Origin of the sequence: Parasphingomonas zepuensis, from assembly GCF_036663735.1 — a bacterium.
GTDB lineage: Bacteria > Pseudomonadota > Alphaproteobacteria > Sphingomonadales > Sphingomonadaceae > Sphingomonas.
Genome location: NZ_JAXOJO010000002.1, coordinates 990059 through 1014558, shown reverse-complemented (window position 1 = coordinate 1014558; position 24500 = coordinate 990059). Strand labels below are relative to the sequence as shown.

31 protein-coding genes and 1 pseudogene are annotated in these 24500 nt (G+C 64.6%); 17 read left to right on the top strand and 15 right to left on the bottom strand.

Translation table 11 applies throughout. The features are described 5' to 3' along the window. Window positions 1–99: 99 nt before the first annotated feature. Window positions 100–1422, bottom strand: coding sequence for a DUF418 domain-containing protein (locus U1769_RS11215; RefSeq protein ID WP_332715704.1), 1323 nt, complete (start codon window positions 1420–1422; stop codon window positions 100–102). A 280-nt stretch (window positions 1423–1702) separates the two neighbouring features. Between U1769_RS11215 and U1769_RS11210 the strand changes: the two genes are divergently transcribed. After that, on the top strand, window positions 1703–3100 hold the full coding sequence (locus U1769_RS11210; protein WP_332715702.1) for a sulfatase-like hydrolase/transferase: 1398 nt from the start codon (window positions 1703–1705) through the stop codon (window positions 3098–3100). Window positions 3101–3449: 349 nt separating this feature from the next. Here U1769_RS11210 and U1769_RS11205 read toward each other — a convergent pair whose 3' ends face one another. From U1769_RS11205 to soxR, 3 genes are all read right to left on the bottom strand, one after another. Then, on the bottom strand, window positions 3450–5477 hold the full coding sequence (locus U1769_RS11205) for a M13 family metallopeptidase (protein ID WP_332715700.1): 2028 nt from the start codon (window positions 5475–5477) through the stop codon (window positions 3450–3452). Window positions 5478–5737: 260 nt separating this feature from the next. Next, a complete protein-coding gene (locus tag U1769_RS11200) occupies window positions 5738–6280 on the bottom strand; it encodes a MarR family winged helix-turn-helix transcriptional regulator (protein WP_332715699.1) in 543 nt (180 codons plus the stop codon). A gap of 166 nt (window positions 6281–6446) precedes the next feature. Further along, window positions 6447–6902, bottom strand: coding sequence for a redox-sensitive transcriptional activator SoxR (gene soxR / locus U1769_RS11195; RefSeq protein WP_332715797.1), 456 nt, complete (start codon window positions 6900–6902; stop codon window positions 6447–6449). An 85-nt stretch (window positions 6903–6987) separates the two neighbouring features. Between soxR and U1769_RS11190 the strand changes: the two genes are divergently transcribed. Beyond that, a complete protein-coding gene (locus U1769_RS11190) occupies window positions 6988–7368 on the top strand; it encodes a VOC family protein (RefSeq protein ID WP_332715698.1) in 381 nt (126 codons plus the stop codon). A 107-nt stretch (window positions 7369–7475) separates the two neighbouring features. Here U1769_RS11190 and U1769_RS11185 read toward each other — a convergent pair whose 3' ends face one another. Genes U1769_RS11185 through U1769_RS11165 form a run of 5 tightly spaced genes read right to left on the bottom strand, consistent with a single transcriptional unit; the run spans window position 7476 to window position 9518 of the window. Next, complete coding sequence (locus U1769_RS11185; RefSeq protein WP_332715697.1) at window positions 7476–7709, bottom strand: hypothetical protein; 234 nt, start codon at window positions 7707–7709, stop codon at window positions 7476–7478. 36 nt (window positions 7710–7745) lie between these two features. Continuing rightward, window positions 7746–8138 (bottom strand): 50S ribosomal protein L19, encoded by a 393-nt coding sequence (gene rplS, locus U1769_RS11180; protein ID WP_332715695.1) that lies wholly within the window; start codon window positions 8136–8138, stop codon window positions 7746–7748. 1 nt (window position 8139) lies between these two features. After that, window positions 8140–8871, bottom strand: coding sequence for a tRNA (guanosine(37)-N1)-methyltransferase TrmD (trmD, locus tag U1769_RS11175; protein WP_332715694.1), 732 nt, complete (start codon window positions 8869–8871; stop codon window positions 8140–8142). After that, a complete protein-coding gene (locus tag U1769_RS11170) occupies window positions 8868–9242 on the bottom strand; it encodes a type II toxin-antitoxin system VapC family toxin (protein ID WP_332715692.1) in 375 nt (124 codons plus the stop codon). Before U1769_RS11170 ends, trmD begins: the two co-directional genes overlap by 4 nt. 3 nt (window positions 9243–9245) lie before the next feature. Next, the gene (locus tag U1769_RS11165) at window positions 9246–9518 is read right to left on the bottom strand and encodes an AbrB/MazE/SpoVT family DNA-binding domain-containing protein (protein ID WP_332715690.1); all 273 of its coding nucleotides are present in this window, start codon (window positions 9516–9518) and stop codon (window positions 9246–9248) included. A gap of 104 nt (window positions 9519–9622) precedes the next feature. Here U1769_RS11165 and U1769_RS11160 point away from each other — a divergent pair, with 104 nt between their 5' ends. Beyond that, complete coding sequence (locus tag U1769_RS11160; RefSeq protein WP_332715688.1) at window positions 9623–10534, top strand: NAD(P)/FAD-dependent oxidoreductase; 912 nt, start codon at window positions 9623–9625, stop codon at window positions 10532–10534. Here U1769_RS11160 and rimM read toward each other — a convergent pair. The 3 genes and pseudogenes from rimM to ffh form a co-directional block, all read right to left on the bottom strand. Continuing rightward, entirely contained in the window at window positions 10524–11003 is a 480-nt protein-coding gene (rimM, locus tag U1769_RS11155; RefSeq protein WP_332715686.1) for a ribosome maturation factor RimM, read from the bottom strand. The genes U1769_RS11160 and rimM overlap by 11 nt on opposite strands. 167 nt (window positions 11004–11170) lie before the next feature. After that, window positions 11171–11623: pseudogene (gene rpsP, locus U1769_RS11150) on the bottom strand (30S ribosomal protein S16); the annotation flags it as partial. Between the two features lie 27 nt (window positions 11624–11650). Then, on the bottom strand, window positions 11651–13141 hold the full coding sequence (gene ffh, locus U1769_RS11145) for a signal recognition particle protein (protein WP_332715683.1): 1491 nt from the start codon (window positions 13139–13141) through the stop codon (window positions 11651–11653). Window positions 13142–13372: 231 nt separating this feature from the next. Here ffh and U1769_RS11140 point away from each other — a divergent pair, with 231 nt between their 5' ends. After that, window positions 13373–15001 (top strand): putative bifunctional diguanylate cyclase/phosphodiesterase, encoded by a 1629-nt coding sequence (locus U1769_RS11140; RefSeq protein WP_332715681.1) that lies wholly within the window; start codon window positions 13373–13375, stop codon window positions 14999–15001. Here the strand turns inward: U1769_RS11140 and U1769_RS11135 are convergent. Next, window positions 14976–15557, bottom strand: coding sequence for a DUF924 family protein (locus U1769_RS11135; protein WP_332715679.1), 582 nt, complete (start codon window positions 15555–15557; stop codon window positions 14976–14978). The genes U1769_RS11140 and U1769_RS11135 overlap by 26 nt on opposite strands. A 23-nt stretch (window positions 15558–15580) precedes the next feature. On the opposite strand from U1769_RS11135, the gene mtaB reads away from it, so the two are divergent. The 3 genes from mtaB to U1769_RS11120 are packed head-to-tail and all read left to right on the top strand — an operon-like array spanning window position 15581 to window position 18430. Then, window positions 15581–16885, top strand: coding sequence for a tRNA (N(6)-L-threonylcarbamoyladenosine(37)-C(2))-methylthiotransferase MtaB (gene mtaB / locus U1769_RS11130; protein WP_332715676.1), 1305 nt, complete (start codon window positions 15581–15583; stop codon window positions 16883–16885). Next, entirely contained in the window at window positions 16882–17823 is a 942-nt protein-coding gene (gene ftsY / locus U1769_RS11125) for a signal recognition particle-docking protein FtsY (protein ID WP_332715674.1), read from the top strand. Before mtaB ends, ftsY begins: the two co-directional genes overlap by 4 nt. After that, a complete protein-coding gene (locus U1769_RS11120; protein ID WP_332715672.1) occupies window positions 17813–18430 on the top strand; it encodes a septation protein A in 618 nt (205 codons plus the stop codon). Before ftsY ends, U1769_RS11120 begins: the two co-directional genes overlap by 11 nt. A gap of 34 nt (window positions 18431–18464) precedes the next feature. On the opposite strand, the gene U1769_RS11115 is transcribed toward U1769_RS11120, so the two are convergent. Then, window positions 18465–19067 (bottom strand): superoxide dismutase, encoded by a 603-nt coding sequence (locus U1769_RS11115; RefSeq protein WP_332715670.1) that lies wholly within the window; start codon window positions 19065–19067, stop codon window positions 18465–18467. 178 nt (window positions 19068–19245) lie between these two features. Between U1769_RS11115 and U1769_RS11110 the strand changes: the two genes are divergently transcribed. After that, window positions 19246–19806, top strand: coding sequence for a urate hydroxylase PuuD (locus U1769_RS11110; protein ID WP_332715667.1), 561 nt, complete (start codon window positions 19246–19248; stop codon window positions 19804–19806). 103 nt (window positions 19807–19909) lie between these two features. Here the strand turns inward: U1769_RS11110 and pspF are convergent, their stop codons facing one another. Beyond that, entirely contained in the window at window positions 19910–20941 is a 1032-nt protein-coding gene (gene pspF / locus U1769_RS11105) for a phage shock protein operon transcriptional activator (protein ID WP_332715665.1), read from the bottom strand. Window positions 20942–21108: 167 nt separating this feature from the next. Between pspF and U1769_RS11100 the strand changes: the two genes are divergently transcribed. The 9 genes from U1769_RS11100 to U1769_RS11060 all read left to right on the top strand — a co-directional run bounded on the left by U1769_RS11100 (window position 21109) and on the right by U1769_RS11060 (window position 24480). Continuing rightward, complete coding sequence (locus U1769_RS11100; protein ID WP_332715662.1) at window positions 21109–21255, top strand: hypothetical protein; 147 nt, start codon at window positions 21109–21111, stop codon at window positions 21253–21255. A 95-nt stretch (window positions 21256–21350) separates the two neighbouring features. Next, the gene (gene pspA, locus U1769_RS11095; protein ID WP_332715659.1) at window positions 21351–22022 is read left to right on the top strand and encodes a phage shock protein PspA; all 672 of its coding nucleotides are present in this window, start codon (window positions 21351–21353) and stop codon (window positions 22020–22022) included. 1 nt (window position 22023) lies between these two features. Next, entirely contained in the window at window positions 22024–22290 is a 267-nt protein-coding gene (gene pspB, locus U1769_RS11090; RefSeq protein ID WP_332715656.1) for an envelope stress response membrane protein PspB, read from the top strand. 1 nt (window position 22291) lies between these two features. Beyond that, window positions 22292–22672 (top strand): envelope stress response membrane protein PspC, encoded by a 381-nt coding sequence (gene pspC / locus U1769_RS11085; RefSeq protein WP_332715654.1) that lies wholly within the window; start codon window positions 22292–22294, stop codon window positions 22670–22672. A 28-nt stretch (window positions 22673–22700) separates the two neighbouring features. Continuing rightward, window positions 22701–23003, top strand: a complete 303-nt coding sequence (locus tag U1769_RS11080; protein ID WP_332715652.1) for a hypothetical protein — start codon at window positions 22701–22703, stop codon at window positions 23001–23003. An 11-nt stretch (window positions 23004–23014) separates the two neighbouring features. Next, window positions 23015–23293 (top strand): hypothetical protein, encoded by a 279-nt coding sequence (locus tag U1769_RS11075; RefSeq protein ID WP_332715651.1) that lies wholly within the window; start codon window positions 23015–23017, stop codon window positions 23291–23293. A 168-nt stretch (window positions 23294–23461) separates the two neighbouring features. Further along, window positions 23462–23731 carry a hypothetical protein gene (locus U1769_RS11070; protein ID WP_332715649.1) on the top strand — a complete coding sequence of 90 codons (270 nt, stop codon included), beginning with the start codon at window positions 23462–23464 and terminating at the stop codon, window positions 23729–23731. A gap of 17 nt (window positions 23732–23748) precedes the next feature. Continuing rightward, complete coding sequence (locus tag U1769_RS11065) at window positions 23749–23988, top strand: hypothetical protein (RefSeq protein ID WP_332715646.1); 240 nt, start codon at window positions 23749–23751, stop codon at window positions 23986–23988. A 75-nt stretch (window positions 23989–24063) separates the two neighbouring features. Further along, window positions 24064–24480: a SufE family protein gene (locus tag U1769_RS11060; RefSeq protein ID WP_332715644.1), complete on the top strand. Its 417-nt coding sequence runs from the start codon at window positions 24064–24066 to the stop codon at window positions 24478–24480. Window positions 24481–24500 lie beyond the last annotated feature (20 nt).

The window sequence follows — 24500 nt, the reverse complement described above, 5'->3', positions numbered from 1 at the left end:
ATTTTCACTACCTACTGCCGCTCCTGGTCTATGAGACTGCAACTTGGGAAGGCGACTAAACTACTTACACTCCGTCGAGGCAACGAAACCGCCCTGTGCTCAGCGACCGAGCGACCGAAACGGCAGGCGGCGTTCTTCGACGATCGATCGCCACGCCCATTCGACCGGTGCGATCCGGAAATGGCGGACATAGACATTGGCCAGCCACAACAGGCCGAGATCGATGACCACCGAGACCGCCATCATCTCCGCCCAGCCCTGCGTGCCGTACAGGCCCAGCGCAAACGGCGGATAGAGGATCCACAGGCAGATCAGCGTCTGCAACACGTAGATCGACAGCGCCGTCCGCCCAGCCGCCACGAACGGGCGCATCAGCCGCGCCCCAACCGCACTGCTGACGAGCAGGTTGATCAGCCCGACATGACCCAGGGTCATTGCCTGGCGCGCGATCTCCTGCGTCGCCCAGTTCGTCTGCGGCGCATCGTCGAAACGCATGATCTCACCGGCGCCAATCACCCGCAGCGTTCCGCCGACCAGATAGGCCAGGATCGTCATGCGCCAATAGAAGGATCGGGATCGCTGGCCCTGCAGGATGCCCAGCTTGAACAGCCCCGCGCCGATCAGCATCACGCTGGCCGACTCCCATATCGCGAACAGCTCGCCAGCGCCGAACAGCCGCTCGGCACTCATCCGCACCTGCTCGGTCACCCAGGTGGCGGTGGTTCCGGACCTGTCCCGGTCTTCCCGGGCCACTTCGGCCTTCTGTTCGGCGCGGTCCTTGGCGCGCTCGGCCTTATCCTTGGCCGCGTCGCCGAGGGTCGCCTTCTCACCCGGATTGAGGCCCTGCCCCGCGTCGCTCTTGGCCTGAAGCGTCGCGACCACGGCCTGCTGCCGGACGCCCTGATAATAGCCGGAATAACCACCCCCGACGAGCTGCGCCAGGGCCATGACCAGGCCGAGCGCGATCATATCGCGCGGCCGCAACTGGCGAAACCAGAAAACCACCAGTGCGGCGAGACCATAGGTGTGGAGGATATCCCCGCCCCACAACAGGATGAACATGTGGACCAGGCCGAACGCCACGAGCACGATGTTGCGCCGATAATAGCGCCGCATCACGTCTCGCTTCCCAACGGCGTCGGCGACCCGCCCGGTCAGGATCACCATGCCGGCGCCGAACAGCATTTCCAGCAGGCACCGCGCGGTGCCGTTGGCGAACACCTCGCGCAGCCACCACGCGACCTGATCGATCGGCGCCCAGCCGAAATGCCGCACATCGCCGCCTGCGCGAAACGACGCCCCCATGTCGTTGATGTTCATGAACAGGATGCCGAGGATCGCGACACCGCGCAGGATATCGAGAACCGCGATCCGCGGCGCGCCGTCCGGCTCTTCAGCCCTGGCCATGGTTACGTCGCTCATTGCCCGTTCCCCCGAACATATCTGGTGCAGCACGGGCTGCAATGTGTGTTGTTACGATAATACACGTGAGCGCGTCACGCCACAAAAAATGCCCGCACCCGAGTCTCTATGGTCAACTCGGCTCGATGAGTCTGCGCCCCGGCGGCTCTAGGTCCATGGCCGGACAGGTGACTCGAAACGGGATGACGCCTTCAATGGAGAGAGGTGGTAGGCGGCGCGATCCTCTTGTTGCGCGCGCGCCGCTCTCATATGTTTCCGCCGTCGATATGGGGGATTGCACGTGAAGGGAACGATCGCCACCCGGCGGGAATTGCTTCGCGGTGTCGGGGCGCTGAGTCTGGCCGCAACCCTGCCTGCGATTTCGGGCTGTCAGGACGTGCTGTCCGCCCCCGTCGCGACCGGCCCCAACATCCTGTTCATCCTGGCCGACGATCTCGGTTGCGCCGATCTCAGCTGCTACGGCCGCCGCGACTATGTCACCTCCTATCTCGACACGCTGGCGTCGCAGGGGGTGCGGCTGACCCAGGGCTATGCGAACAGCTGCGTCTGTTCGGCGACGCGGATCGGGCTGATCACCGGCCGCTACCAGCAGCGCCTCGTCGTCGGGCTCGAGGAGCCGATCACCGCGCCCAAGCCGACAGACATGCTCCCTGCCGGCCACCCGACCTTGCCCTCCCTGCTCCGTCAGGCCGGGTATCGCACCGCGCTTGTCGGTAAATGGCATATCGGCGCGGCGCCCGCGGCCGGCCCCAACAATTACGGCTATGATTACTTCTTCGGCTATACCGGCGGCGGCACCAGCTATTATCCGCTCGCGCCGGCCTCGCCGATGCCCGACGACCTGCTCCGAAACGGGAGTCCGGTCGCATGGAACGGCTATCTCACCGATGTGCTGGCCGACGAGGCGGTGCGCTGGATCGGCAGCGGTCCGCGGCCCTTCTTCCTCAGCATGCATTTCAATGCGCCGCATGCTCCCTGGACTGCGCCGGGCGACACCGCCGGCGCCGCCGCCTGGACAGACCCGCTCGACCGCAATCACGGCAACCTCGATGCATTTGCGAAGATCGTCCTCAACCTGGACCAGAATGTGGGCAAGATTCTGGCGGCGATCGATGCGTTCGGTCTCGCCAACGATACGATCGTGGTGTTCACGAGCGACAATGGCGGCGAGCGCTTTTCGGAGACCTGGCCCTTCACCGGCGTGAAGGGCGAACTGCTGGAGGGCGGTATCCGCGTGCCGCTGATCGTCCGCTGGCCGGGAAAGATTGCCGCGAATGCGACGTCACCGCAGGTCATGGTCTCGATGGATTTCCTGCCGACGTTGCTGGCTGCGGCCGGCGTAGCGCCCGACCCTGGCTTTCCTTCGGACGGCGAGAATCTGCTCCCGGTTCTGACCGGAGCGGCGACGCCCCATCCGCGGCGTCTCTTCTGGCGGCACAAGAGCGGCGATCAGGCTGCGGTGCGCGACGGTGACTGGAAATATCTGCGGCTGGGTGGGAAGGAACATCTGTTCGATCTCTCGGCCGACGCCCGCGAGCGCGCGGATCGCTCGGCCGACGAGCCACAGCGCTTCGCGACGCTGCGGGACGCCTATATGGTCTGGAACGCGGGCATGCTTCCCTACAACCCGACCAATTTCACCTATGATGTGACCCAGGTCGACGCCGATCGCTATTAGGATCGCGTGCAATCCTGGTCTGCCTTTTGCGCGGCGAGAACACGTCCGCATTTTGGTGAATTGTCCCTGGAAAGCAACCTGCGCGGACCACCGCTACCGGACGTCTGTAGTCGAGCACTGAAATGGCAGCTCGCGGAAACGGCAATAGGGCTGCGCGACAAGATACGCTGGTTGGTGGCTGGGATTGGGCCGCTAGCTGCTGGACGGCTATGCAGCACAGAACCGCGGAGAGCCGCCTACTCAAAGGTTGGAAGCATATTGAGATTGTCAGCGGGCCCAGGATCCGGGGAATTTGCGGCCGCAACCCGGAATGATTGGCTATGAGGGAACATGCCCCCCGGTGCACTCCCTACCAGATGTGAATACGATCACTTGGCGCGAGATAGAGACGATCTCCCGGCTTGACGCTGAACGCGTCGTACCAGGCATCGATATTACGGACGACGCCATTCACTCTGAACACGGAGGGGCTATGGGGATCCGATGCGAGATCGGCTCGCAGTGCCGCATCGCGGATGTTCTCCCGGTAGGTCTGGGCCCACGACAAGAAGAACCGCTGATCGCCCGTCGTGCCGTCCAGGATGGGCGCCGGCTGGCCGTGGAGCGCGATATGATAGGCCTCGAGTGCAATGTTGAGACCGCCAAGATCGCCGATATTCTCGCTTAAAGTCATCGCGCCGTTCAGGTGGCTGCCCGGAATCGGCTCGTAGCGCGAATATTGCTCGGCGAGGCGGGAGGCCAGTGCCCTGAACCGCGCGGAGTCAGCCTTGCCCCACCAGTCGCGTTGCGCGCCTTTCGCGTCGGTCTTGGCGCCCTGATCGTCGAACGCGTGGCCCATCTCGTGGCCGATGACACCACCGATGCCCCCATAGTTCACCGCGGGATCGGCCGCCGGATCGAAATAGGGCGACTGCAGTATCGCGGCGGGAAAGACGATCTCGTTGAAGAAGCTGTTGGAGTAGGCGTTGACGTTTTGCGGGGTCATTCCCCATCCGTCGCGATCGGTCGGTTGCCCAAGGCGCGCGATCCGTCGCTTCCAGTCCCACAACAGCGCGCGCTTTCGGTTGCCGACGGGATCGCCGGCGCGAACCTCCAGAGTCGTATAATCGCGCCAGCTATCGGGGTAGCCGACCTTCACGCGGATTGCCGCAAGCTTGGCCAGGGCAGCGCGCCTGGTATCGGCGGACATCCAGTCGAGCCGCTCGATCCGCACACGGAAGGCGGCCCGCAGATTCTCCACCAGCGCGGTGATCCGGACCTTCGCTTCCGGCGTGAAATGCCGCCGGACGTAAATCTGGCCCACGGCCTCGCCAAGTGCGATGTTGAGCGCGGCTGTGGCGCGTTTCCAGCGCTCGCGCTTCTGCGGCTGACCAGAAAGCGTCCGCCCGTTGAAATCGAACGCCAGGTCGTCGAAGGCGGCGGGAAGCACATCGGCCATGCCGTTCAGATATCGGAACGTCATGTAGGCGCGCCAGGTCGTGACCGGCGTGATACGGAACAGTTTGGCCAGATCGCGGATCGCGCTATCCTCCTTGAGGACGTAGAAGTCCTGCCGGGATATCCCGAGCGCGCCGAGCGTCGCGTCCCACGGGTAGTCCGGTGCGAACGCCTTGAGCCCGGCGCGGGACTTGGGGTGATAGGTCAGGTCACGATCGCCGCGTTTCTCGCGAGTCCAGTGCGCTTGCGCGATTCCGGTCTCGAGCGCCACGATGGCGTCGGCCGCACGTTCCGGATCGGGATAATGATCCAGCGCCAGCATCCCCGCGACATAGGATCGGAACTTCGTCCGCACTTGGACGGACCGTGTATCGCCCTTCAGATAAAAATCCCGGTCGGGAAGGCTGAGGCCCGACTGGACGATATTGATTGCATAGCGATCGGGGTTCGCGGCGTCCGGCCATGGGGTGAGCGACAACGGGCCACCGACGCCGAGTTCGGGATGTCCCATCAGCCGCGCGACATCCTCGTGCGAACGCGCCGCCGCGATCTTTGCGAGGTCCGTGGCAACCGGCGCCAATGCCGCCGCCTCGATCGCTTTCGTATCGAGATAGGCGGTGTAGGTATCGGCGATCTTGCGTTCGATCGAGCCGGCCGCTTGCGGCCGCCCGGCGATGTCGCCGACGATCGCCTTGACGTCGCTCTCGGCCTTGGCGCGGAGCATCGCGAACGGACCCCACGCGCTCCGGTCGGGCGGGATCGGCGTCGCCTGCTTCCAGGCACCGTTGCTGTATCGGTCGAAGTCGTCGCCGGGCTTTGCCGATCGGTCCATCCCGCCAACATCGAACCCCCAGGGCAGGATCACCGGCTCGGCGGCGGCGAGCAGCAGACCGGCCAGCGTGACGGTGAGCAGGCGGATCCCTGGGCGATGTCGGGTCAAGCCCATAGGAACACCACGCCTGCGTGAGCAGGCCAGGTCATCCGGCCGCGAGACACCAGGCCCATGCCGATTCCCGGCACGCCCGAGATGCCGAGAAGGCCGGGGAGTGACGCCAGGAAATCTGCGTCGGGTGGGGTGACGCCCGCACCCTCGGCTTGTTCGCTGCCGCCACAAATCGACCTAAGGCCGGGTAGCAAGGCAGTAGCAGCCAGCAGGTCGCGACGTCTCATCCATCAATTATGTAGGCACCTACATTCATGTCAATCGGTTTCTACTTCGCCGGGCGCGATTCCGATCCTGTCGGCGACACGGTCGAAAAGCGACCTGTGCGCAAGTGCGTCCTCAAGCTGGTCGAGGCGCCGCACCACGTCGTTCGCCTCGGCATTCAGTTCTTCCGCCACACGATCCAGTGCCCGCCATAATGGAGAGAGCTGCACGATCAGAGCATCCCCTTTCGGCGTCAAGCGAAGCTCTCGGCGGCGTGCGTCTTCGGTCGATGGGGCCGAAGTGATGATCCCCGCGGCCTCGAGCGAGCGGCTTGCCTGACTTACCGAGACGTGGGTGATGCACAGCGCCCGTCCGATCTCACCGATCGACATCGGACCGTTCAGGACGAGCTGATTGAGCAGGCCGTACCAGCGTTGCTCGAAACGGATGTTTTGCGCGGCATATAGCCGGGTCGCATCACGATCGAACCGTTCGGAAAGCCGACGCAAGCGCGCGGCCAGCGCCGCTCCTCCCGCCTGCCGGCTATAATCTGCTGATGGATCCACCATACCTCCAATCTTGAGATCGAATAACATCGACCACCCTTTGGCGCATCAAGAGGGTTCGGCCCCCTTCATCATGGTCCGACTGCTTTCAGACACGGCCAACAGCGATGGGAATGGCGAGGATGAGGGCGCATAGCCGAACTGCCCCTCCGTCGTCTCACTCCCTCCCCTCTTGCGTCCTTTGCGCCACGGACCTTCAAGGTTCCGGCGCCGCCAGCGTATAGCGCGGCCCCGCCCCGGTCAGGCCGGCTCGGTCGTCCCGGTTGTACAGCGCGCATTTCTTCAGCGAGAGGCAGCCGCAGCCGATACAGTTATCAAGCACGTCGCGGGTCCGCTGCAGCACGGCGATCCGCTGTTCGAGCGAGTCCTTGAAGATGCCGCTGATCCGCTTCCAGTCCGCCGCGCTCGGGGTGCGCCCCTGCGGCAGCTTGGCGAGCTCGGTCGCGATCTGCTGGATGGTGAAGCCGAGCTGCTGGGCGATCAGCGCAAAGGACAGCCGGCGGATGTCCGATCGGAGGAAACGCCGCTGCCCGCCGTTCGTGCGCAGCGCCTGGACCAGCCCCTTCGCTTCGTAGAAGCGGATCGCCGACACCGACAGCCCGGTGCGCGCCGCCAGCTCGCCGATCGGCAGCAATTCGTCACCCCGCCCCATCCAGCTCTCCAAAATAATACTTGACCTCAACTTAGGTTGAGGTTGCATCAGATGACGCATGACGGTCAACACAAGGACGACATTCATGCCATCTCCCTTCATCGAGCACGTCAATCTCACGGTCCGCGAGCCGGAACGTTCGGCCAAACTCCTGCTTGATCTCTTCGACTGGAAGGTCCGCTGGATGGGCCCGGCGCGTGATGGCGGCCGCACCATCCATGCCGGCGACGATCGCTTCTATATCGCGCTCTACACGCCCCCAGCGGGCACGCCGGCCTGGGCCGATTTCCCCAAGGGCGAGCCGCTCAACCATGTCGCCATCGTGGTCGACGATCTGGACGAGATCGAACGCCGCGTGGCCGCTGCCGGGCTCGTGCCGTTCTCGCACGGCGACTATGAACCCGGGCGGCGCTTCTATTTCCTCGATTACGACCGGATCGAATACGAGATCGTCAGCTACGCCTGATTCAATCCACGCGCGTGACGTGGCAGGCAGCCGCGGCCGGCGCACAGCATGCGCCCAGGACCGCTCATTCTTATCGTGACATCATTTCAGGGGAGTTTTTCGCATCATCAGCGGAAAACGGAGGAGGTTTTTCGTTCTTTTCGGCGAAATTTACCGCTGTTATCCGTAACAGGGAAGTGGCCCCGCAAACCGTTAGGAAGATTGAGAAAATTCGCCTTCGAAATCCAACATAACAGCGGAAGAAAAAATGCGGATTCGCCAATCGGCGCAAAACCCGAGTCGCTGTTGGAGATCGCGGCTGATCCCACAACGAAACGGGGCGCGGAGACCATCGTCTCCACGCCCCGTTCGAAAATTTAGCGAAATCGCCTGGCCGATTACTCGGCGGCAGCGGTCGTCTTGGCCGGGCGGGGATCGCGGCGCTCGGCGATACGCGCCGACTTGCCGGTGCGGCCACGCAGATAATAGAGCTTCGCGCGACGCACGGCGCCCTTGCGGACCACTTCGATGGAATCGATGTTCGGCGAATAGAGCGGGAAAACGCGCTCGACGCCTTCACCGAACGAAATCTTCCGCACGGTGAAGTTGGAGCCCATGCCCTTGTTCGAACGCGCGATGCACACGCCTTCGTAGTTCTGAACGCGGGTGCGCTCGCCTTCGACAACCTTCACGCCGACCTTCAGCGTGTCGCCGGGGCGGAATTCCGGGATCTTCTTGGTCTCGAGAAACTTGGCGATGTTCTCGGCTTCGATCGTCTGGATGAGATTCATCTCATTCGTCCTTCGTCTGTCGTCGCGCGCCAGAGGGCGACTGGACCCGAACGCCCTCATGGCGCTCCCAAAGATCCGGCCGCCTTAGCCGTGTTTCGGTCTCGGCCATGTGCTTTCGCCACGCCGCGATCCTCGCATGATCCCCCGATCGCAACACTTCGGGGATCGTGCGCCCTTCCCATTCAGCAGGTCGGGTATATTGCGGGTATTCGAGCAGCCCCGTTTCGAAGCTCTCGTCCACACCGCTTGAAGCCGCGCCCATTACGCCGGGAAGCAGGCGAATGCAAGCATCGAGCAGCACCAGCGCCCCCATCTCGCCGCCGGAGAGGATATAGTCGCCAATCGAAACCTGCTCGACCTGACGGCCCTCGAAAATCCGTTCGTCGAAACCCTCGAACCGGCCGCAGAGAATGGTAACGCCCGGTCCTTCCGCCAGCCCGCGAACCCGCTCCTGGGTCAGCGGCACGCCACGCGGCGTCATGGCCAGCACGGGACGATCGTCGGCAACGCTGTCGATCGCCGCGGCCAGCACATCGGCCCGCAGCACCATCCCTGCCCCGCCCCCGGCCGGCGTATCGTCGACGGTACGATGCTTGTCCGCTGCGAAGTCCCGAATGTTGACCGCATCGAGGGACCATTTTCCCTCGCCCAGCGCCCGCCCGGCCAGCGACACGCCGAGCGGCCCGGGGAACATGTCCGGGTAGAGGGTCAGGACAGTGGCGGCGAAGGTCATAGTGTCCAGTTCTCTACGGCGAGGTCGGGGATATCGGCGAAGTCGCGAGGGTTGTTCGTGATCAGGGTCAGCCCGCGGCTGACGGCATGAGCGGCGAGGAGCCGATCGAAACGCCCGCGCCGGAACGGCAGCCTGGCATAGGCCTCGGCCGCGGCTTGGTCGAACGCTTGCACCGGCATCTGTTCCTTGAGAAGTTCGAGCCGCTGGTCGGGCAATCCGGCCCCGCGCTGCAACCCCAGAGCGAATTCTGCCAGGACTATCGTCGAAAGGCCAATATCGCCCGCCGCCGTTTCAGAGATGCGCAGCGTCAATGCCGGGTGCGTTCCGGCCAAAAGATAGATGCAGCAGTTTGTGTCGATAAAATACCGCACCCGTCAGCCGCTCTTCCCGTCGAGCAGATGCCAGGGCCGATCCTCATCCTCAAACTCGCGGTCTTCGGAAGTCAGCGGCTTCAACCAGGGGATGGATCCGGCAATACCGGTCAGGTCGATCTTGCGCGGTTCAGCGGCGACCGGTTCGACGATGAACCGTCCCTTCTCTTCGCGCACCGTCATTTCGACGCCGGCTTCGATGCCGAGCGCCTTGGGCAGTCTGAGGGCAACCGAGTTGCCGGACTTGAAGGTGCGCGACTTGCGCGGCGCGGTCATATCACCCTCCGTATATACCGAGTGTATATACATTTGCCGTCTCACAAGGTCAATGATCGCCGGCCATCCGGAACCAACGCCCCCCACCGACCTTTAGGACGGGCATGGAAGACTGCATCATCATCGGGGCCGGCCCCGCCGGGCTGACCGCCGCTATCTATCTGGCGCGTTTCCATCTCTCGATCCGGCTGTTCGATGGCGGCTCCAGCCGCGCGGCGCTGATCCCGCGCACGTACAACCATGCCGGCTATCCCGGCGGCATCTCGGGCAAGGATCTGCTGGCGCTGATGCTCGAACAGGCCGAGAGCTTCGGCGCCCAACGGGAACTCGCGACGGTCACGGCAATCAAGCCGGTCGGCGACGGGTTCGAGGTCCATGTCGGCGATGCCGCGCGCATCGTCCAGGCGCGAACCGTTCTGCTCGCCACAGGGGTCGAGAATCACCGTCCGGACATGCCTCGCGAAGAGCATGATGCGGCGCTGGCGCAGGGATTGATCCGCTATTGCCCGATCTGCGACGGCTATGAAGTGACCGACAAGCGCGTCGGCGTGATCGGCACTGGCGAGCACGGGATGCGCGAGGCGTTGTTCCTGCGTGGCTTCACGCGCGATATCACCCTGATCGCACCAGGCGCCGCGCATGATCTCGACGCGGCCTGCCGGGAAAAGCTGGCCGAGGCCGGCATCGTCCATGTCGATGGCCCCTGCACGCCACTGCGCACCGAGGGCGACACCATCATCGCGACCACGCCCGGTGGGGAACTGGCCTTCGACAGCATCTATCCCGCGCTCGGCTCGCGCATCCGCTCGAAACTGGCCGTTGCGGCGGGCGCGCGGGCATCGGAGGACGGATGTCTCGAAGTCGATGATCATCAGCGCACATCGGTGCCGGGCCTGTTTGCGGCCGGCGATGTGGTGAAAGGGCTCGATCAGATCAGCCACGCCATGGGCGAGGCCGGGGTAGCCGCCACGACGATCCGCAACCTGCTGGACGAGCGCCGCCCGCTCAGGCGGTGACGAACTCTGCAGCAACGATCAGCCGCGTATCGTCCCATTCGGGCACTGCTTCGGGCCGCATCGGCACCATGAAGCGTTTGCCGTCAAGCCGCTCGATCTCGATCACGTCGCCGGCGCCAAAATCGTCGATCGCAACCACCCGTCCAAGCGCTTCGCCGGTGGTGGAAACCGCCGGCAGGTCGAGCAGGTCCGCATGATAATATTCGCCCTCTTCGAGCGGCGGCAGCGCCGATCGCGGGACGGTAAGTTCGGTTCCGCGCAGGGCCTCGGCAGCATTGCGGTCGTTGATCTCGGCAATCCGCGCGATCGCACCGTTGCTGCCCGGGCGCACCGACTTCAGCGTCAGCGTGCCGTTGTTGAAGCTTTTATACGGCTTCAGATCCTCGGCGAAGACCTTGAGGCGGATTTCCCCCGTCACGCCGTGCGCGCCGATGATGACGGCGAGCGTAACGGGGGAATCCTTCGGCATCAGCCCTCGGCCGGCGCCTGGGCGCTCTCGCCCTCGGCGGCTTCGGCGGTGTCGCCGGCGTCGCTGTCAGGGGTCGAGACATTGGCTTCCACCGGCGGGGTCGCTTCGGCGACGGCCTCGGCAACCGCTTCGGCTTCCGGCGTCGGCTCTTCGGTCGCTACTTCGACCTCGGCAGCGATCACTGCCTCGGCTTCCTCGTTGCTGTCCTGCGCCGGGGGAGCTTCCTCGGCGACGGGCTCAGGTGCCGGAGCGGCTGCCGCTGCGGCCTTCGCCTCTTCGGCCTCGGCCAGCTTGGTCGCACGCTCTTCAGCGCGCTCGGTGGCCTTCTCGCCCGGCTTGCCCTTGTTCGGGTTGCTGCGCGCAGCGCGCTCGCGGACGCCGGCGGCATCCAGGAAGCGGGCGACACGATCGGTCGGCTGCGCGCCGACGCTCAGCCAATGCTTGGCGCGCTCGCCGTCGAGCACGATGCGCTTCTCGTCATCCTTGGCGAGGAGCGGGTTGTAGGTGCCGAGCTTCTCGATGAAGCGGCCGTCGCGGGGCGAACGGGCGTCCGCAACCACGATCTTGTAGTAAGGGCGCTTCTTGGAGCCGCCGCGCGACAGACGAATGCTGATAGCCATTAAATCTTCTTCCTTCTTTCGATGACGTTATTTCTTCTTGATCAAATTCTCGAAGCCGGGGGGCAGGTTGGCCTGCCCGCCGCCCAGGCCGGGGAGGCCAGGCCCGCCGACGGGGCCGTTGCCGCCCAGCATGTTGCCGAGCCCGGGGCCGCCCAGGGCATTGCCGATACCGCCCATGCCGCCCTTACCGAGCATCGCCGCCATGCCCTTCAATCCGCCCATCTTGCGGATCTTCTTCATGGCGGTGGACATTTCCTGGTGCATCTTGAGCAGCTTGTTGACGTCCTGCACGGTCGTCCCGCTGCCCTTCGCCACCCGGATCTTGCGCTTGGCGTTGATGATCTCCGGCTTGGTGCGCTCTTTCGGGGTCATCGAGCCGATCATCGCATCCATGCGCAGCAGTATCCGCTCGTCGACCGCGCCCGAGGCCATCGCCTGCTGGGCCTTCTTCATGCCGGGGATCATGCCGGCGAGCGCGCCGAGGCCGCCCATCCGGCGCATCTGGCCAAGCTGGGCACGCAGGTCGTTCATGTCGAACTGACCCTTGGCCAGCTTCGCCGCCATTTTCTCGGCGTCTTCCTGCTCGATCGCCTCGGCCGCGCGCTCGACCAGGCCGACCACGTCGCCCATGCCGAGGATGCGGCCGGCGACCCGGCCCGGATGGAACGCCTCGAGCGCGTCGAGCTTCTCGCCCATGCCGGCGAACTTGATCGGCTTGCCGGTGACGGCCCGCATCGACAGCGCCGCGCCACCGCGCGCATCGCCGTCCATACGGGTCAGCACCACGCCGGTAAGCGGCACCTGCGCCGAGAAGCTGCTCGCGACGTTGACCGCGTCCTGGCCGGTCAGCGCGTCGACGACGAGCAGGATCTCGGCAGGCTTGGCGACGTCGGCGACGGCGCGCATCTCGTCCATCAGCGCCTGGTCGACGTGGAGACGACCGGCCGTATCGAGCATCAGGACGTCATAGCCCTGCAGCTTCGCCGCCTGCAGGGCGCGCCGCGCGATATCGACTGGTTGCTGGCCCGGCACGACCGGCAGGGTCGCCACCTCGGCCTGAGTGCCGAGCGTCGCCAGCTGCTCCTGCGCGTTCGGGCGATTGACGTCGAGCGACGCCATCAGGACCTTCTTGCGTTCGCGCTTCGCCAGCCGCAGCGCGATTTTGGCGGTGGTGGTGGTCTTGCCCGAACCCTGCAGGCCAACCATCATGATCACGGCGGGCGGGGTGACCCCAAGCTCGAGCTCTGACGCATCCGAGCCGAGCATCTCGACCAGCGCGTCGTTGACGATCTTCACGACCTGCTGGCCCGGCGTGACCGAACGCAGCACGTTCTGGCCGATCGCTTTCTCGGTCGCCTTGTCGACGAATTCGCGTGCCACCGGCAGCGCGACATCGGCCTCGAGCAGCGCGACGCGAACCTCGCGCATCGCCGCGCGCACGTCCGCTTCCGTCAGCGCACCGCGCCCACGCAGTCGATCGAACACACCGCCAAGACGGTCGCTCAGGCTCTCGAACATCAACAACCTTTCATTCCGGATCGACAACCACCTGAAAAAACGCAAAGAACGCCGGCGGACGAAACCTCGTCGGCCGGCGTACGCCCTGTGGGCGGCCCTTCACGAATCCCATCACGGAAACGATCGTCGCGGCCCTTAGACCAGGTGACTCAATTGCGCAACCATCCGGCTTAACCCGATTTACACCGCTATTGTGAGATCAGGGTGTCATGAGAATCCACGGGGCAGGTCATGGCAGCTGAAACGGGCGACGAAGTGAAGAGCGGGGCCCCGAAGGCGCGGCGCGATATATTGATCGGGGCGATCACCGTCGCGTCGATCCTGCTGTTTGTCGGCACGGGCAGTTCGGTGCTGTCGACGATGCTCCAGCATTATTTCACGGGCAGCAAGGGGACCGACCAGACCCTCGTCATCGCCCTGCTGCTCAACGTCGCGCTGATCCTGTTTGGATGGCGCCGTCACCGGGAACTGGCCCGCGAAGTCGCGATCCGCGCCGCGGCCGAGGAGCGCGCGCACGAGCTCGCCGCGCGCGATCCGCTGACCGGCTTCCTCAATCGCCGCAGCCTTGGCGAGGATGGCGCCGCGATGTTCGTGCGGGCCAAGCGCCGGGGCAAGGCGATGGCGCTGATGATGCTCGATCTCGATCACTTCAAGACGATCAACGACATGCACGGCCATGCGACCGGCGATGCGTTGCTGCGCGAGGTAGCGGTCGAAATCGCCGCCGCCATGCCCTCGGTCGCCCTCACCGCGCGCTTTGGCGGCGACGAATTCGCCTGCGCCTTCCTGTTCGATCCCGCCCATCCCGACAGCGTCGAGCGGATCGCCGAACGTCTCGTCTCCCGCCTCGCCCAGCCGTTCAAGGCGGACGGGCTGCAGCTGCACATCAGCGTATCGCTCGGCATCGCCCGGTCCGATTTCGATTGCGCCAGCATCGATGCGCTCATGCGCTCGGCCGACATTGCGATGTATGCGGCCAAGAATTCCGGCCGGAACCGCCTCGCCTGGTTCGATCTGTCGATGGAACGCGAGCTCCAGGCCCGCAACGAGCTCGAGGTCGGCCTGCGCGGCGCGATCCCGCGGCAGGAGATCGTCCCCTATTTCGAGCAGCAGGTCGATCTCACCACCGCCCGGCTCAGCGGATTCGAGGTGTTGGCGCGATGGGAACATCCGCAGCGCGGCCTGATCGGCCCGGACGCCTTCATCCCGATTGCGGAGGAGACGGGGATGATCGCCGATCTCTCCCTGTCCATCATGCGCCAGGCGTTCCTCGCCGCAAAGGACTGGGACCCGTCGCTGTCGGTTGCCGTCAACATCTCGCCCTGGCAGCTCAAGGACGCGTGGCTGGCGCAGAAGATCATCAAGGTGCTCACCGAAACCGGCTTCCCGGCCACCAGGCTCGAAATCGAGATCACCGAAAGCTCACTGTTCGACAATCTCGCTCTGGCCCAGTCCATCGTCGCCAGCCTCAAGAACCAGGGTATCCGGCTTGCGCTCGACGATTTCGGCACCGGCTATTCGTCGCTCGCGCATCTCCGCGCCCTGCCGTTCGACCGGATCAAGATCGACAAGAGCTTCATCATGTCGATCAACGAGAATCCGGAAAGCGCCGCGATCGTCAACGCGATTACGCGACTCGGCGACAGCCTCAACCTTCCGATCACGGCCGAAGGGATCGAGGATGCCTCGATCGAAGAGCGGCTGCGCGCGTTAGGCTGCTCCAAGGGTCAGGGCTATCTCTATGGCCGCCCCATGAGCATCGCCAACACGCGCCGGCTGCTCGCGGAAAAGCGGCTCCTGCTTCAGCCGCCACCCGAGCCCCGCAAGGACACCGCTACCAGCCAGCGCCTGGCTGGCTGAGATACCGCCTTTCAGCTGGCGTCGATTTCCGCCCGAGCGCGTCGTTTCGCGACGGGAATCGTCCGAACCTGACAATCACATCCGCATGCTCGCGGGCATAAACCAGGTTCTCCGCATCGCCGAGCTGCTCGAAACAGGCGACGCTCAGTTGCTGCGCCGCCGGGTCCTCGGCGTGCATCAGCGGCATGTACAGAAACGCGCGCTGCTCGTCCGGATCGAGCCGTTCGTCCCAGCCGCGCTCGATCGCCTCGCGGGTCAGATCGAGCGCCAGCGCATCCCCGGCGAACGCCGCGGCCGTGCCGCGATGCATGTTGCGGGAGAACTGATCGAGCAGGATGATCGCGGCCAGCAGCGTCTCCGGATCGTCTCGCCAGCCCTGCGCGTCCGTCGCCAGTACCGCGTCATGCATGGCCCCGAAGCGCGCCGTTATCTTCTGGTCCAGTACCGGATCAGCAACGAAGCGCTGGTTGGCCGGCACCTCGCCGAACCAGAAGGAAAGCACCGCACTGGCCTTTTCATGGACTTCGCTCGCACCCGCCCCTAGATCACCGCGCATGTATCCCCTTTCCGGCCTCTGTCATGGCTGATCCCCATATTATCAGCCTGGGCTGCCGGCTGAACATCGCCGAAAGCGAAACGATCCGTGCGCTGGTCGGCGGCCGCGACATGGTCGTGGTGAACAGTTGCGCCGTCACCAACAGTGCAGTCAGTGAGACGCGCGCGGCGATCCGTCGCGCGCGACGCGACCGGCCCGGCGCCGAGATCGTGGTGACCGGCTGCGCTGCACAGATCGATCCCCATGGTTTCGCCGCGATGCCGGAGGTCGACCGCGTGATCGGCAATGCCGAGAAACTGGATGCGAAAGCCTGGGACGCGCGCGACGCAGTCGTCGTCGGCGACATCATGCGGGTGCGCGCGACCAGCCCGCATCTGGCGGCCGCCTTCTCGTCGCACGCCCGCGCCTTTGTCGAGGTGCAGAATGGCTGCGATCATCGCTGCACCTTCTGCGCGATCCCGTTCGGCCGCGGCAACAGCCGCTCGGTCCCGGCGGGCGGTGTGATCGACCGGGTCCGGACATTGGTCGATACCGGACACCGCGAGGTCGTGCTGACCGGGGTCGATCTCACCAGCTACGGCCCGGACCTGCCCGGAGCACCGACTCTCGGCCTGCTCGTCGAGCGCATCCTTCATCATGTGCCCGGGCTTGAACGGTTGCGCCTGTCTTCGCTCGATTCGATCGAGATCGACGACCGGCTGTTCGATCTGCTGACGACCGAGCCGCGCATGATGCCGCATGTCCACCTCTCGCTCCAGGCGGGCGACGACATGATCCTGAAGCGCATGAAGCGCCGCCATAGCCGCGCCGAGAGCGTGGCGATCGTAGAGCGCCTCAAGGCCGCCCGCCCCGATATCGCGATCGGCGCCGATCTGATCGCCGGTTTCCCCACCGAGACCGAGGCGATGTTCCGCAACACGCTGGCGCTGATCGACGATTGCGACCTCGTCCATCCGCACATCTTCCCCTATTCGCCCCGCGCCGGAACGCCTGCTGCCCGCATGCCGCAGATCGAGCCGGAGGTGCGCAAGCGCCGCGCCGCTTTGCTGCGCGAAGCCGGGGCGGGCCGCCGCGAGGCCTGGCTGCACGGCTTCGTCGGCACGATTCAGCCGATATTGGTGGAACGTCCAGGCGATCGCGGCCACGCACCGGCCTTCGCCGAAGTACGCTTCCCCCTTCCCGTTCACCGTGAGCTCGTCGAGGGTCTTGCCCTTTCTTCCCACGAAGACAGTGCATCGCCAGGCCCGGCACGAACGGCGATAGGCACCATCCAACCCATTCTGATCACCGGCGCCAGCGCCAAAAACCTCACCGGAATCCCTGCATGAGCACTACTCCCAGCTGGCACGACAAGTTGCTCGGCGGCTTCAAGCGCACCTCCGATCGCCTGATCGGCAATCTGGCGGGGCTCGGCACCGCGCGGCTCGACGAAGCAACGCTCGACGAGATCGAAGAAGCGCTCATCGCTTCCGATCTCGGACCGGAGACCGCGGCCCGTATCCGCGTTCGCCTTGCCGAGGGCAGCTTCGAGCGCAACATGGAGGAGCTCGGCATCCGCCTGATCGTCGCCGAGGAGATCGAGAAGGTCCTGGCCAAGGTCGCCCGGCCGCTCGAGATCGCGGCTTTCCCGCGTCCGCAGGTCATCCTCGTCATCGGCGTCAACGGCTCGGGCAAGACGACGACCATCGCCAAGCTGGCGCATTATCTGACCGAGCAGGATTACGGCGTGATGCTCGCGGCCGGCGACACTTTCCGCGCCGCCGCGATCGGCCAGCTCGCCACCTGGGCCGACCGGGTCGGCGTGCCGATCATTTCGGGCAAGGAGGGCGGCGATGCGGCCGGGATCGTCTATGAGGCGGTCAAGCAGGCGACCGCTACCGGCATCGACGCGCTGATCGTCGACACTGCCGGACGCCTGCAGAACAAGCGCGAGCTGATGGACGAGTTATCGAAGATCCGCCGCGTGCTCGGCCGGATCAACCCTGAATCGCCGCACGACATCCTGCTCGTGCTCGACGCAACGACCGGCCAGAACGCGCTCAACCAGATCGAGGTGTTCAAGGAATTTGCCGGCGTCACCGGGCTTATCATGACCAAGCTCGATGGCACGGCGCGCGGCGGCGTGCTGGTCGCGGCAGCCGAGAAATACGGCCTGCCGATCCACGCCATTGGCGTCGGCGAGGGCATGGGCGATCTCCGGCCCTTCGATGCGAACGAGGTTGCGCGGATCATCGCCGGCGTGGAAGGGATTCGTGATGGCAAGTAATCCCAAGCATCCTCCGATCGGTCCCGGCCTGCGCCTGGCGATCGACATCGCGCCGCTGGCGGTGTTCTTCGTCGTCAACTTCTTCAGCAGCGGCCCCCAGCTCGCGCGCCTGCTCGCGGCGACGACGGCCTTCATGGTCGCCAGCGCGATCGCGATGGCGGTATCGCGCTGGAAGACTGGGCGCATCTCGCCGATGCTGTGGATGACAGGCACGCTGGTGCTCGTATTCGGCGGCGCGACGCTCTATTTCCACAACGAAACCTTCATCAAGATCAAGCCGACCTTCGTCTATGCGAGTTTCGCAGCGATCCTGGCGTTCGGCCTCGCGACCGGACGACCCCTGCTCCAGTCGCTGCTCGAATCCGCCTATCCCGGGCTCACCGAGCAGGGCTGGCGCAAGCTGACGATCAACTGGACGATCTTCTTCGTGTTCATGGCGGTCCTGAACGAGACGGTGTGGCGCAACTCCACAACCGATTTCTGGGTCGCCTTCAAGCTGTGGGGCGCCATCCCGCTGACCCTGATCTTCGCGGTCGCGAACGTGCCGATGCTGATGAAGCACGGTCTCAATACAGGTCAGGAACCGCCAGTCCCGCCCGAGGGGTAATTCCTCCCCGAGCAAGCCCGGGGAGGAAAGGAAGTCAGATCGAGTCGTAGATCCGGCCGGCTTCGTCCCAGTTCACTACGTCCCACCATGCCTTGAGATAGGCGGCGCGATCGTTGCGATAGGTCAGGTAATAAGCGTGCTCCCACACGTCATTGCCAAGGATCGGCGTGCCTTTCACGGCGACGTCGTCCATCAGCGGATTGTCCTGGTTCGGCGTGCTGGTGATCTGCAGCTTGCCGTCGGCGTCGGCGATCACCCAGGCCCAGCCCGAGCCGAACTGGCCCGCACCCTTGGTGTTGAATTCTTCCTTCAGCTTGTCCAGCCCGCCATAGGCGTCGATCGCCTCGGCCAGCTTGCCTGACGGCGCGCCGCCACCCGGGGTCATGATCTTCCAGAAAAAATCATGGTTCCAGAAACCGCCGCCATTGTTGCGGACCAGCGGGGGCTGAGTCGAGATCACGGCGAGGATTTCCTCGATCGTCTTGCCCTGCAGCGCGGGATCCTTGTCGACGCCCTCGTTGAGCTTGTCGGTATAAGCCTTGTGATGCTTGTCGTGGTGGAACTTCATCGTCTCTTCGTTGATGGTCGGTTCCAGCGCATCATATGCGTAAGGCAGCGGCGGAAGATCGAAAGCCATTGGGGAGAACTCCATCGTCTGGTGTTGCAACGGTCCAACGAGCGTACGCCCTCGTTGTTCACCGTCCGACGCGCATTATCCGCATCGTTACGTGTGACAAACGAAATCGGACCGCGTACCATCCGCACCGGGCAAGGCGGGGCGCGCAGGCGCCCCTAAAATGGGAGGGGAACCCGGGATGGACAAGATACTAACGGATCTGCGGATCACCATTGCCGTCGGCGCGCTGCTGGCGGTCGGCCTGATGTTTGCGCCCTATTATCAGCCGCCCAGCGGTGCGCTCGGGCTGTTCCAGTGGCTCCATGTTTTCTTCGGGATCACCTGGATCGGCCTGCTCTATTATTTCAACTTCGTGCAGATCCCGACGATGCCGTCGATCCCCGCCGAGCTGAAACCCGGCGTATCGAAATATATCGCGCCCAAGGCCCTGTTCTATTTCCGCTGGGCCGCGGCCTTCACCGTCCTGACCGGCCTGATCCTCGCCCATCTCTATGGCGAGTTGGTCGAGGCGCTGACACTGCAGGAGCCGGCACGGCTGATCGGCATCGGCATGTGGCTGGCCTTGATCATGGCGGCGAACGTCTGGTTCATCATCTGGCCGAACCAGCAGCGCGCGCTCGGGCTCATCGCGGCTGATGACGCCGCCAAGGCGAAGTCGGCGCGCGTGGCACTGCTCGCCTCGCGCACCAACACGCTGCTGTCGATCCCGATGCTGCTGGCGATGACGGCCGCCCGGTAACTTAAAGCATTGTGCGAAAAAGTGGGAAGCGGTTTTTCGCAAAAACGATGCGACAACAAATATCTTGAGCAGGCGAAGCGCGTCGGATTGAATGCAGCCTGCTCTAGGTCGCGGCGATCAGCCCGTGGCGCTTGAGAGCGTGGCGGAGCTGATCGTAGCTCAGGCCAAGGCCTTCGGCGGTCGCGCGCTGGTTGAACCGATGTTCGGCCAGCGCCTTGGTCAGCAGATCACGTTCGAACCGGGCGATCCGGGTCTTGAAGTCGGATCCGGCGTCCGCCCCTTCATCACCAGCCACGGGTACCGGCTCCGGCAAGGCGGCGGGCGCCGCCGCACTGACGGACGGCACCTCGACGGCGCTGGGCCGATAAGGCGACTGGAACGGATCGAACTCGATCGCTTCGATCGGGCCGGGCTGCTCCCAGCGATAGACCGCGCGCTCGACGACGTTGCGCAGCTCGCGGACGTTGCCGGGCCAGGGATAGTCGACCAGGGCCGCGATCGCATCGGGGCTGAAACCCTCCCAATCGTCGCGCCCCATCTCGGAGGCCATGCGCCGCCCGAAATGCTCGGCCAGCACCAGCACGTCGCCCGGGCGCGCCCGGAGCGGCGGCAAGGTGACCACCTCGAACGACAGTCGATCGAGCAGATCGGCGCGGAACTGGTGCCGCGCGACCTTGTCTGGGAGATTCTCGTTGGTGGCGGCCACGATCCGCACATCGACCCGCAGGGGGCGCGAGGAACCGATCCGCGTGATCTCGCCATATTCGACCGCGCGGAGCAGCCGCTCCTGCGCGCCCATCGAGAGCGTGCCGAGTTCGTCCAGGAACAATGTGCCGCCATGCGCTTCCTCGAAGCGCCCGACCCGCGACTTGGTCGCTCCGGTGAACGCGCCGGCCTCGTGCCCGAACAGTTCGGCCTCGATCAGCGTCTCGGGCAAGGCCGCGCAGTTCATGATAACCAGCGGCTGATCCCAGCGTGGCGACAGACGGTGCAAGCGTTCGGCCACCAGCTCCTTGCCCGTTCCGCGCTCGCCAATCACCAGCACGGGGCGATCGAGCGCGGCCGCCCGGCTCGCGCGCTCGAGCGTCTCGAGGAAAACATTCGATTGGCCGATGACCTGGGTAGTGCGATCCATGCCCAAGGCTTGGCGTAATTCACCAAGGCTTGGCAAGATATTTCAAGCCAGTTCATCTGCCATTAAGGTTGAAACCGCGGAAAACAGCCATTTTCAAAACTGGCACGGTCCCTGCAATGCTCTTTGCATCTGCCTCTCGGGGCAACACCAATTCAGGGAATAAGACGATGAACAACAAATACCGCCCCGGCGACATCCGCCACACTGTTGCTGCCGTTGCCTGCGCGATCGTGCTCGGTTCCACCTTCCTGCTCGGCGCGATCGCGCCGGCCCAAGCCACTCCGGCCACCCTCTATATCCAGACCACCGCCTGATCCCAGGCGGTGCTGCCGGGGCGGCAATCCCTTGCGCCGCCCCGGCCTCCCGGTTCCAACCCAGTATCCAGCGTACCTTTAGGAGAGTTTTCGAGATGGGCATTTTCTCCCGAACCCGCGACATCATCGCCGCCAACTTCACCGATCTGCTCGACAAGGCGGAAGATCCCGCGAAGATGATCCGCATGATCATCCTCGAGATGGAGGAAACCCTGGTCGAGGTTCGCGCGTCCGCCGCGCGCACCATCGCTGATCAAAAGGAAATGCGCCGCCACATCACGAAGCTCGACGCGCTCCAGGAAAGCTGGACCGAAAAAGCCGAGCTGGCGCTGTCCAAGGGCCGCGAGGACCTTGCCAAGGCGGCGCTGGTCGAGAAGCAGAAGGCAGCCGACATGGCCAGCCAGCTGAGCGGCGAGATCGCGGTGCTCGACGAAGCGCTGAGGTCCTCGGAAGAGGACATCAACAAGCTGCAGACCAAGCTGCGCGAGGCGCGCACCCGGCAGAACTCGATCGTCACCCGGCTCGAGACGGCGCAGAACCGCTACAAGCTGCGGGAGATGTATGCTGGACCGAAGATGCAGGACGCCTTTTCGCGCTTCGAGATCATGGAACGCCGCGTCGACATGGCCGAGGGCCGCGCTGAAGTGATCGGCATGGGCGCCCCGCCGAAGAGCCTCGAGGAGGAGATCGCGGAGCTCAAGTCGAACGAGAAGGTCGAGGCCGAACTCGCCGCAATGAAGGCCCGCGCCGCGAACAAGGACGCTTAGGATGGAAGACCTCATTCCGGTTATCGCCATCGGCTCGATCTTCATTGGGATGCCATGGATCATCCTCCACTACGTCACGAAGTGGAAGCAGGCACCCAAGATCACGACCGAGGACGAGAACCTGCTCGACGAGCTGCACTATCTCGCCCGCCGGCTCGAGGACCGCCTCAACACCGTGGAGCGGATCGTCGCCGCCGACCATCCCGACTGGAGGCCCGGCATGCCGTCCGTCCAGACCACTGACACCGACCTTTCGAGGAGCAACTGAGATGTCCGCAAGCCGCACCAAATTCTACCTCGACAAGCAGAACCGCAAATGGCTCGGCGTCTGCTCCGGCATCGCCGACTATACCGGGGTCGATGTCACCTGGGTCCGCGTCGGCGCCGTCCTGCTCACCATCGCCGGCGGCTTTCCCTGGACGCTGCTCGCTTACTGGCTGGTTGCCTGGATGGCGGAGAGCAAGCCTTACGGCCTGTACGAAACCCCGGAGGATGCGAAGTTCTGGCAGGGTGTCCGCTCCAACCCGAAGCGCTCGACCGCCGAGGTCCGCTCCAAGTTTCGCGACATCGACCGCCGGCTCGCCGACATCGAGATGATGTACACCAGCCGCAACAGCCGCCTCGCCGACGAGATCGACAGCCTGCGCTGAGACGCTGCGTCGCACAGGGAGAATGACAATGAACTTCTTGAGTGGCCCCGGCTTCGTCCTCTCGATCATTGCGATCTCGACGATCGGCTGGCTGGTCAACACCTGGATCCGCGCCCGTCACGGCTATCCGGTGGAAAATGAGTGGTCCGGCATGACCTCGAAGGGTGATGCTGATGCGGATCGCAAGATCCGCCTGCTCACCGCCGACAACGAGCGGCTGACCGGCCAGATTTCCCGCCTCGAGGAGCGGATCGCTGTCCTCGAACGCATCGCCACCGATCCCGCGGAGCGCACCGCTCGCGAGATCGAGGCCCTTCGCGGCCGCAACTGAGGACTTTCGAGATGCTCAACGGTTTCACGATATTCATGCTGGCCGTTGTGGTCGTAGGGATCCCCGTCGTCGGCGGCCTGCTCTACGAAACCTATCGGATCAGCCTGAAGCACAAAGAAAAAATGGCTGACGCCATGAACGCCCAGGCTGCCGAGAAGGCCGCGCAATATGCGGCCCACACCGAACGCCTGGAACAACGGGTCCGCGTCCTGGAACGCATCGTCACCGACCGCGGCATCGATGTCGCTGCCGAGATCGAGCAGCTCCGCGATCACCCGCCGCTCAATTGATTGAAAGGACTTACGATGTTGATATTTCTCGGCGTGATGACCGCAATCGGCGCGGTGGCCGTCTACCTCTGCGAGAGGGTCGACGCCCCTCGCCGCCGCCTCCAGCGCGAAGCCGGCAAGGCGCTCTGACCCTCTCCTCCCAACACCTGCAGAACCAGGGAGCTACCCATGAACCCCTTTGAAATGGTCGTCGCCATCGTCGTCATCGCCACGATCGGCAGCGTACTTCGCGCCCGCTACGGCATTGGCCGCGGTCGCAAGAGCGACGATTACAGCCAGCGCGAGGACAGCGCCGCCCAGGCCGAGAACCAGCGCCTGCGCGACGAGCTCCGGGCCATGAAGGACCGCCTCGCGGTTCTGGAGCGACTCGCCACCGACAACGACACCAGCGGCGCACGCCTCGATCGCGAGATCGAAAAGCTGCGCGACCGCACTTGACCGAAGGAGCAGGGATCATGACCGATCCGAACTTCTACCTCACCATCGCCTCCGCCGGGCTCGCCGGGCTCGCCATGATGACCTTCGCGGCCCTGACCGGCTGGCGCGGCTGGCTCGCCCTCAAGCACCAGGAGCTGAACCTCAGCGGCGACATGCACGCGCCCACGATGCCCAATGCCAGCGCCCGCATCGAGATCGCCGACCTCAAGGAGCGTATCCGCAAGCTCGAGGCGATCGCAGCCGGGGTGGATCTCTGAATCCGTCGAACCGTCACCCCGAACTTGTTCGCGGGTGACGGTTGGAAACTGGGCAAGCCGGGCTATAGCGACGTCATGCAAAGCCTCGCCGATCTGCAAGACGAATACAGCTTCCTCGACGCCGACGACCGATACCGGTTGCTGATCGATCTGGGCCGGGAGCTCGAGGAGATGCCAGCGGCGCTCAAGACCGATACCACCCTCGTCCGCGGCTGCTCGGCCTCGGTCTGGGTCTATCCCATGGTCAGCGCCAACGGCACGCTTCACTTCCTCGCCGATTCCAACGCCGCCATCACCAAGGGCATCATCGCGCTGGTGCTGCTGGCGGTGCAGGATCAGGCGCCGGATGCGATCCTCGCCACCGATATCGGCGCTGCCCTCGCCCCGTTCGACCTGAAGAACCAGCTCAGCTCGAACCGCACACAGGGCATCCCCAACATGATCGCGCTGATCCGCGAGACCGCTGGCAGATATGCAGCCCCGACAAGGTAGAACCCGATGGGGTCCAAGCG

Coding starts and splice junctions, on each gene's coding strand:
- trmD (WP_332715694.1), bottom strand. CDS start 8,871: ATGACCTTCGCCGCCACTGTCCTGACCCTCTACCCGGACATGTTCCCC.
- ftsY (WP_332715674.1), top strand. CDS start 16,882: ATGAGCACTACTCCCAGCTGGCACGACAAGTTGCTCGGCGGCTTCAAG.
- pspF (WP_332715665.1), bottom strand. CDS start 20,941: ATGGATCGCACTACCCAGGTCATCGGCCAATCGAATGTTTTCCTCGAG.
- pspA (WP_332715659.1), top strand. CDS start 21,351: ATGGGCATTTTCTCCCGAACCCGCGACATCATCGCCGCCAACTTCACC.
- U1769_RS11115 (WP_332715670.1), bottom strand. CDS start 19,067: ATGGCTTTCGATCTTCCGCCGCTGCCTTACGCATATGATGCGCTGGAA.
- U1769_RS11200 (WP_332715699.1), bottom strand. CDS start 6,280: ATGTTATTCGATCTCAAGATTGGAGGTATGGTGGATCCATCAGCAGAT.
- U1769_RS11065 (WP_332715646.1), top strand. CDS start 23,749: ATGACCGATCCGAACTTCTACCTCACCATCGCCTCCGCCGGGCTCGCC.
- U1769_RS11120 (WP_332715672.1), top strand. CDS start 17,813: ATGGCAAGTAATCCCAAGCATCCTCCGATCGGTCCCGGCCTGCGCCTG.
- soxR (WP_332715797.1), bottom strand. CDS start 6,902: ATGGGGCGGGGTGACGAATTGCTGCCGATCGGCGAGCTGGCGGCGCGC.
- pspB (WP_332715656.1), top strand. CDS start 22,024: ATGGAAGACCTCATTCCGGTTATCGCCATCGGCTCGATCTTCATTGGG.
- U1769_RS11075 (WP_332715651.1), top strand. CDS start 23,015: ATGCTCAACGGTTTCACGATATTCATGCTGGCCGTTGTGGTCGTAGGG.
- U1769_RS11110 (WP_332715667.1), top strand. CDS start 19,246: ATGGACAAGATACTAACGGATCTGCGGATCACCATTGCCGTCGGCGCG.
- rplS (WP_332715695.1), bottom strand. CDS start 8,138: ATGAATCTCATCCAGACGATCGAAGCCGAGAACATCGCCAAGTTTCTC.
- ffh (WP_332715683.1), bottom strand. CDS start 13,141: ATGTTCGAGAGCCTGAGCGACCGTCTTGGCGGTGTGTTCGATCGACTG.
- U1769_RS11140 (WP_332715681.1), top strand. CDS start 13,373: ATGGCAGCTGAAACGGGCGACGAAGTGAAGAGCGGGGCCCCGAAGGCG.
- U1769_RS11135 (WP_332715679.1), bottom strand. CDS start 15,557: ATGCGCGGTGATCTAGGGGCGGGTGCGAGCGAAGTCCATGAAAAGGCC.
- U1769_RS11160 (WP_332715688.1), top strand. CDS start 9,623: ATGGAAGACTGCATCATCATCGGGGCCGGCCCCGCCGGGCTGACCGCC.
- pspC (WP_332715654.1), top strand. CDS start 22,292: ATGTCCGCAAGCCGCACCAAATTCTACCTCGACAAGCAGAACCGCAAA.
- U1769_RS11165 (WP_332715690.1), bottom strand. CDS start 9,518: ATGACCGCGCCGCGCAAGTCGCGCACCTTCAAGTCCGGCAACTCGGTT.
- rimM (WP_332715686.1), bottom strand. CDS start 11,003: ATGCCGAAGGATTCCCCCGTTACGCTCGCCGTCATCATCGGCGCGCAC.
- U1769_RS11190 (WP_332715698.1), top strand. CDS start 6,988: ATGCCATCTCCCTTCATCGAGCACGTCAATCTCACGGTCCGCGAGCCG.
- U1769_RS11215 (WP_332715704.1), bottom strand. CDS start 1,422: ATGAGCGACGTAACCATGGCCAGGGCTGAAGAGCCGGACGGCGCGCCG.
- U1769_RS11100 (WP_332715662.1), top strand. CDS start 21,109: ATGAACAACAAATACCGCCCCGGCGACATCCGCCACACTGTTGCTGCC.
- mtaB (WP_332715676.1), top strand. CDS start 15,581: ATGGCTGATCCCCATATTATCAGCCTGGGCTGCCGGCTGAACATCGCC.
- U1769_RS11070 (WP_332715649.1), top strand. CDS start 23,462: ATGAACCCCTTTGAAATGGTCGTCGCCATCGTCGTCATCGCCACGATC.
- U1769_RS11080 (WP_332715652.1), top strand. CDS start 22,701: ATGAACTTCTTGAGTGGCCCCGGCTTCGTCCTCTCGATCATTGCGATC.
- U1769_RS11060 (WP_332715644.1), top strand. CDS start 24,064: ATGCAAAGCCTCGCCGATCTGCAAGACGAATACAGCTTCCTCGACGCC.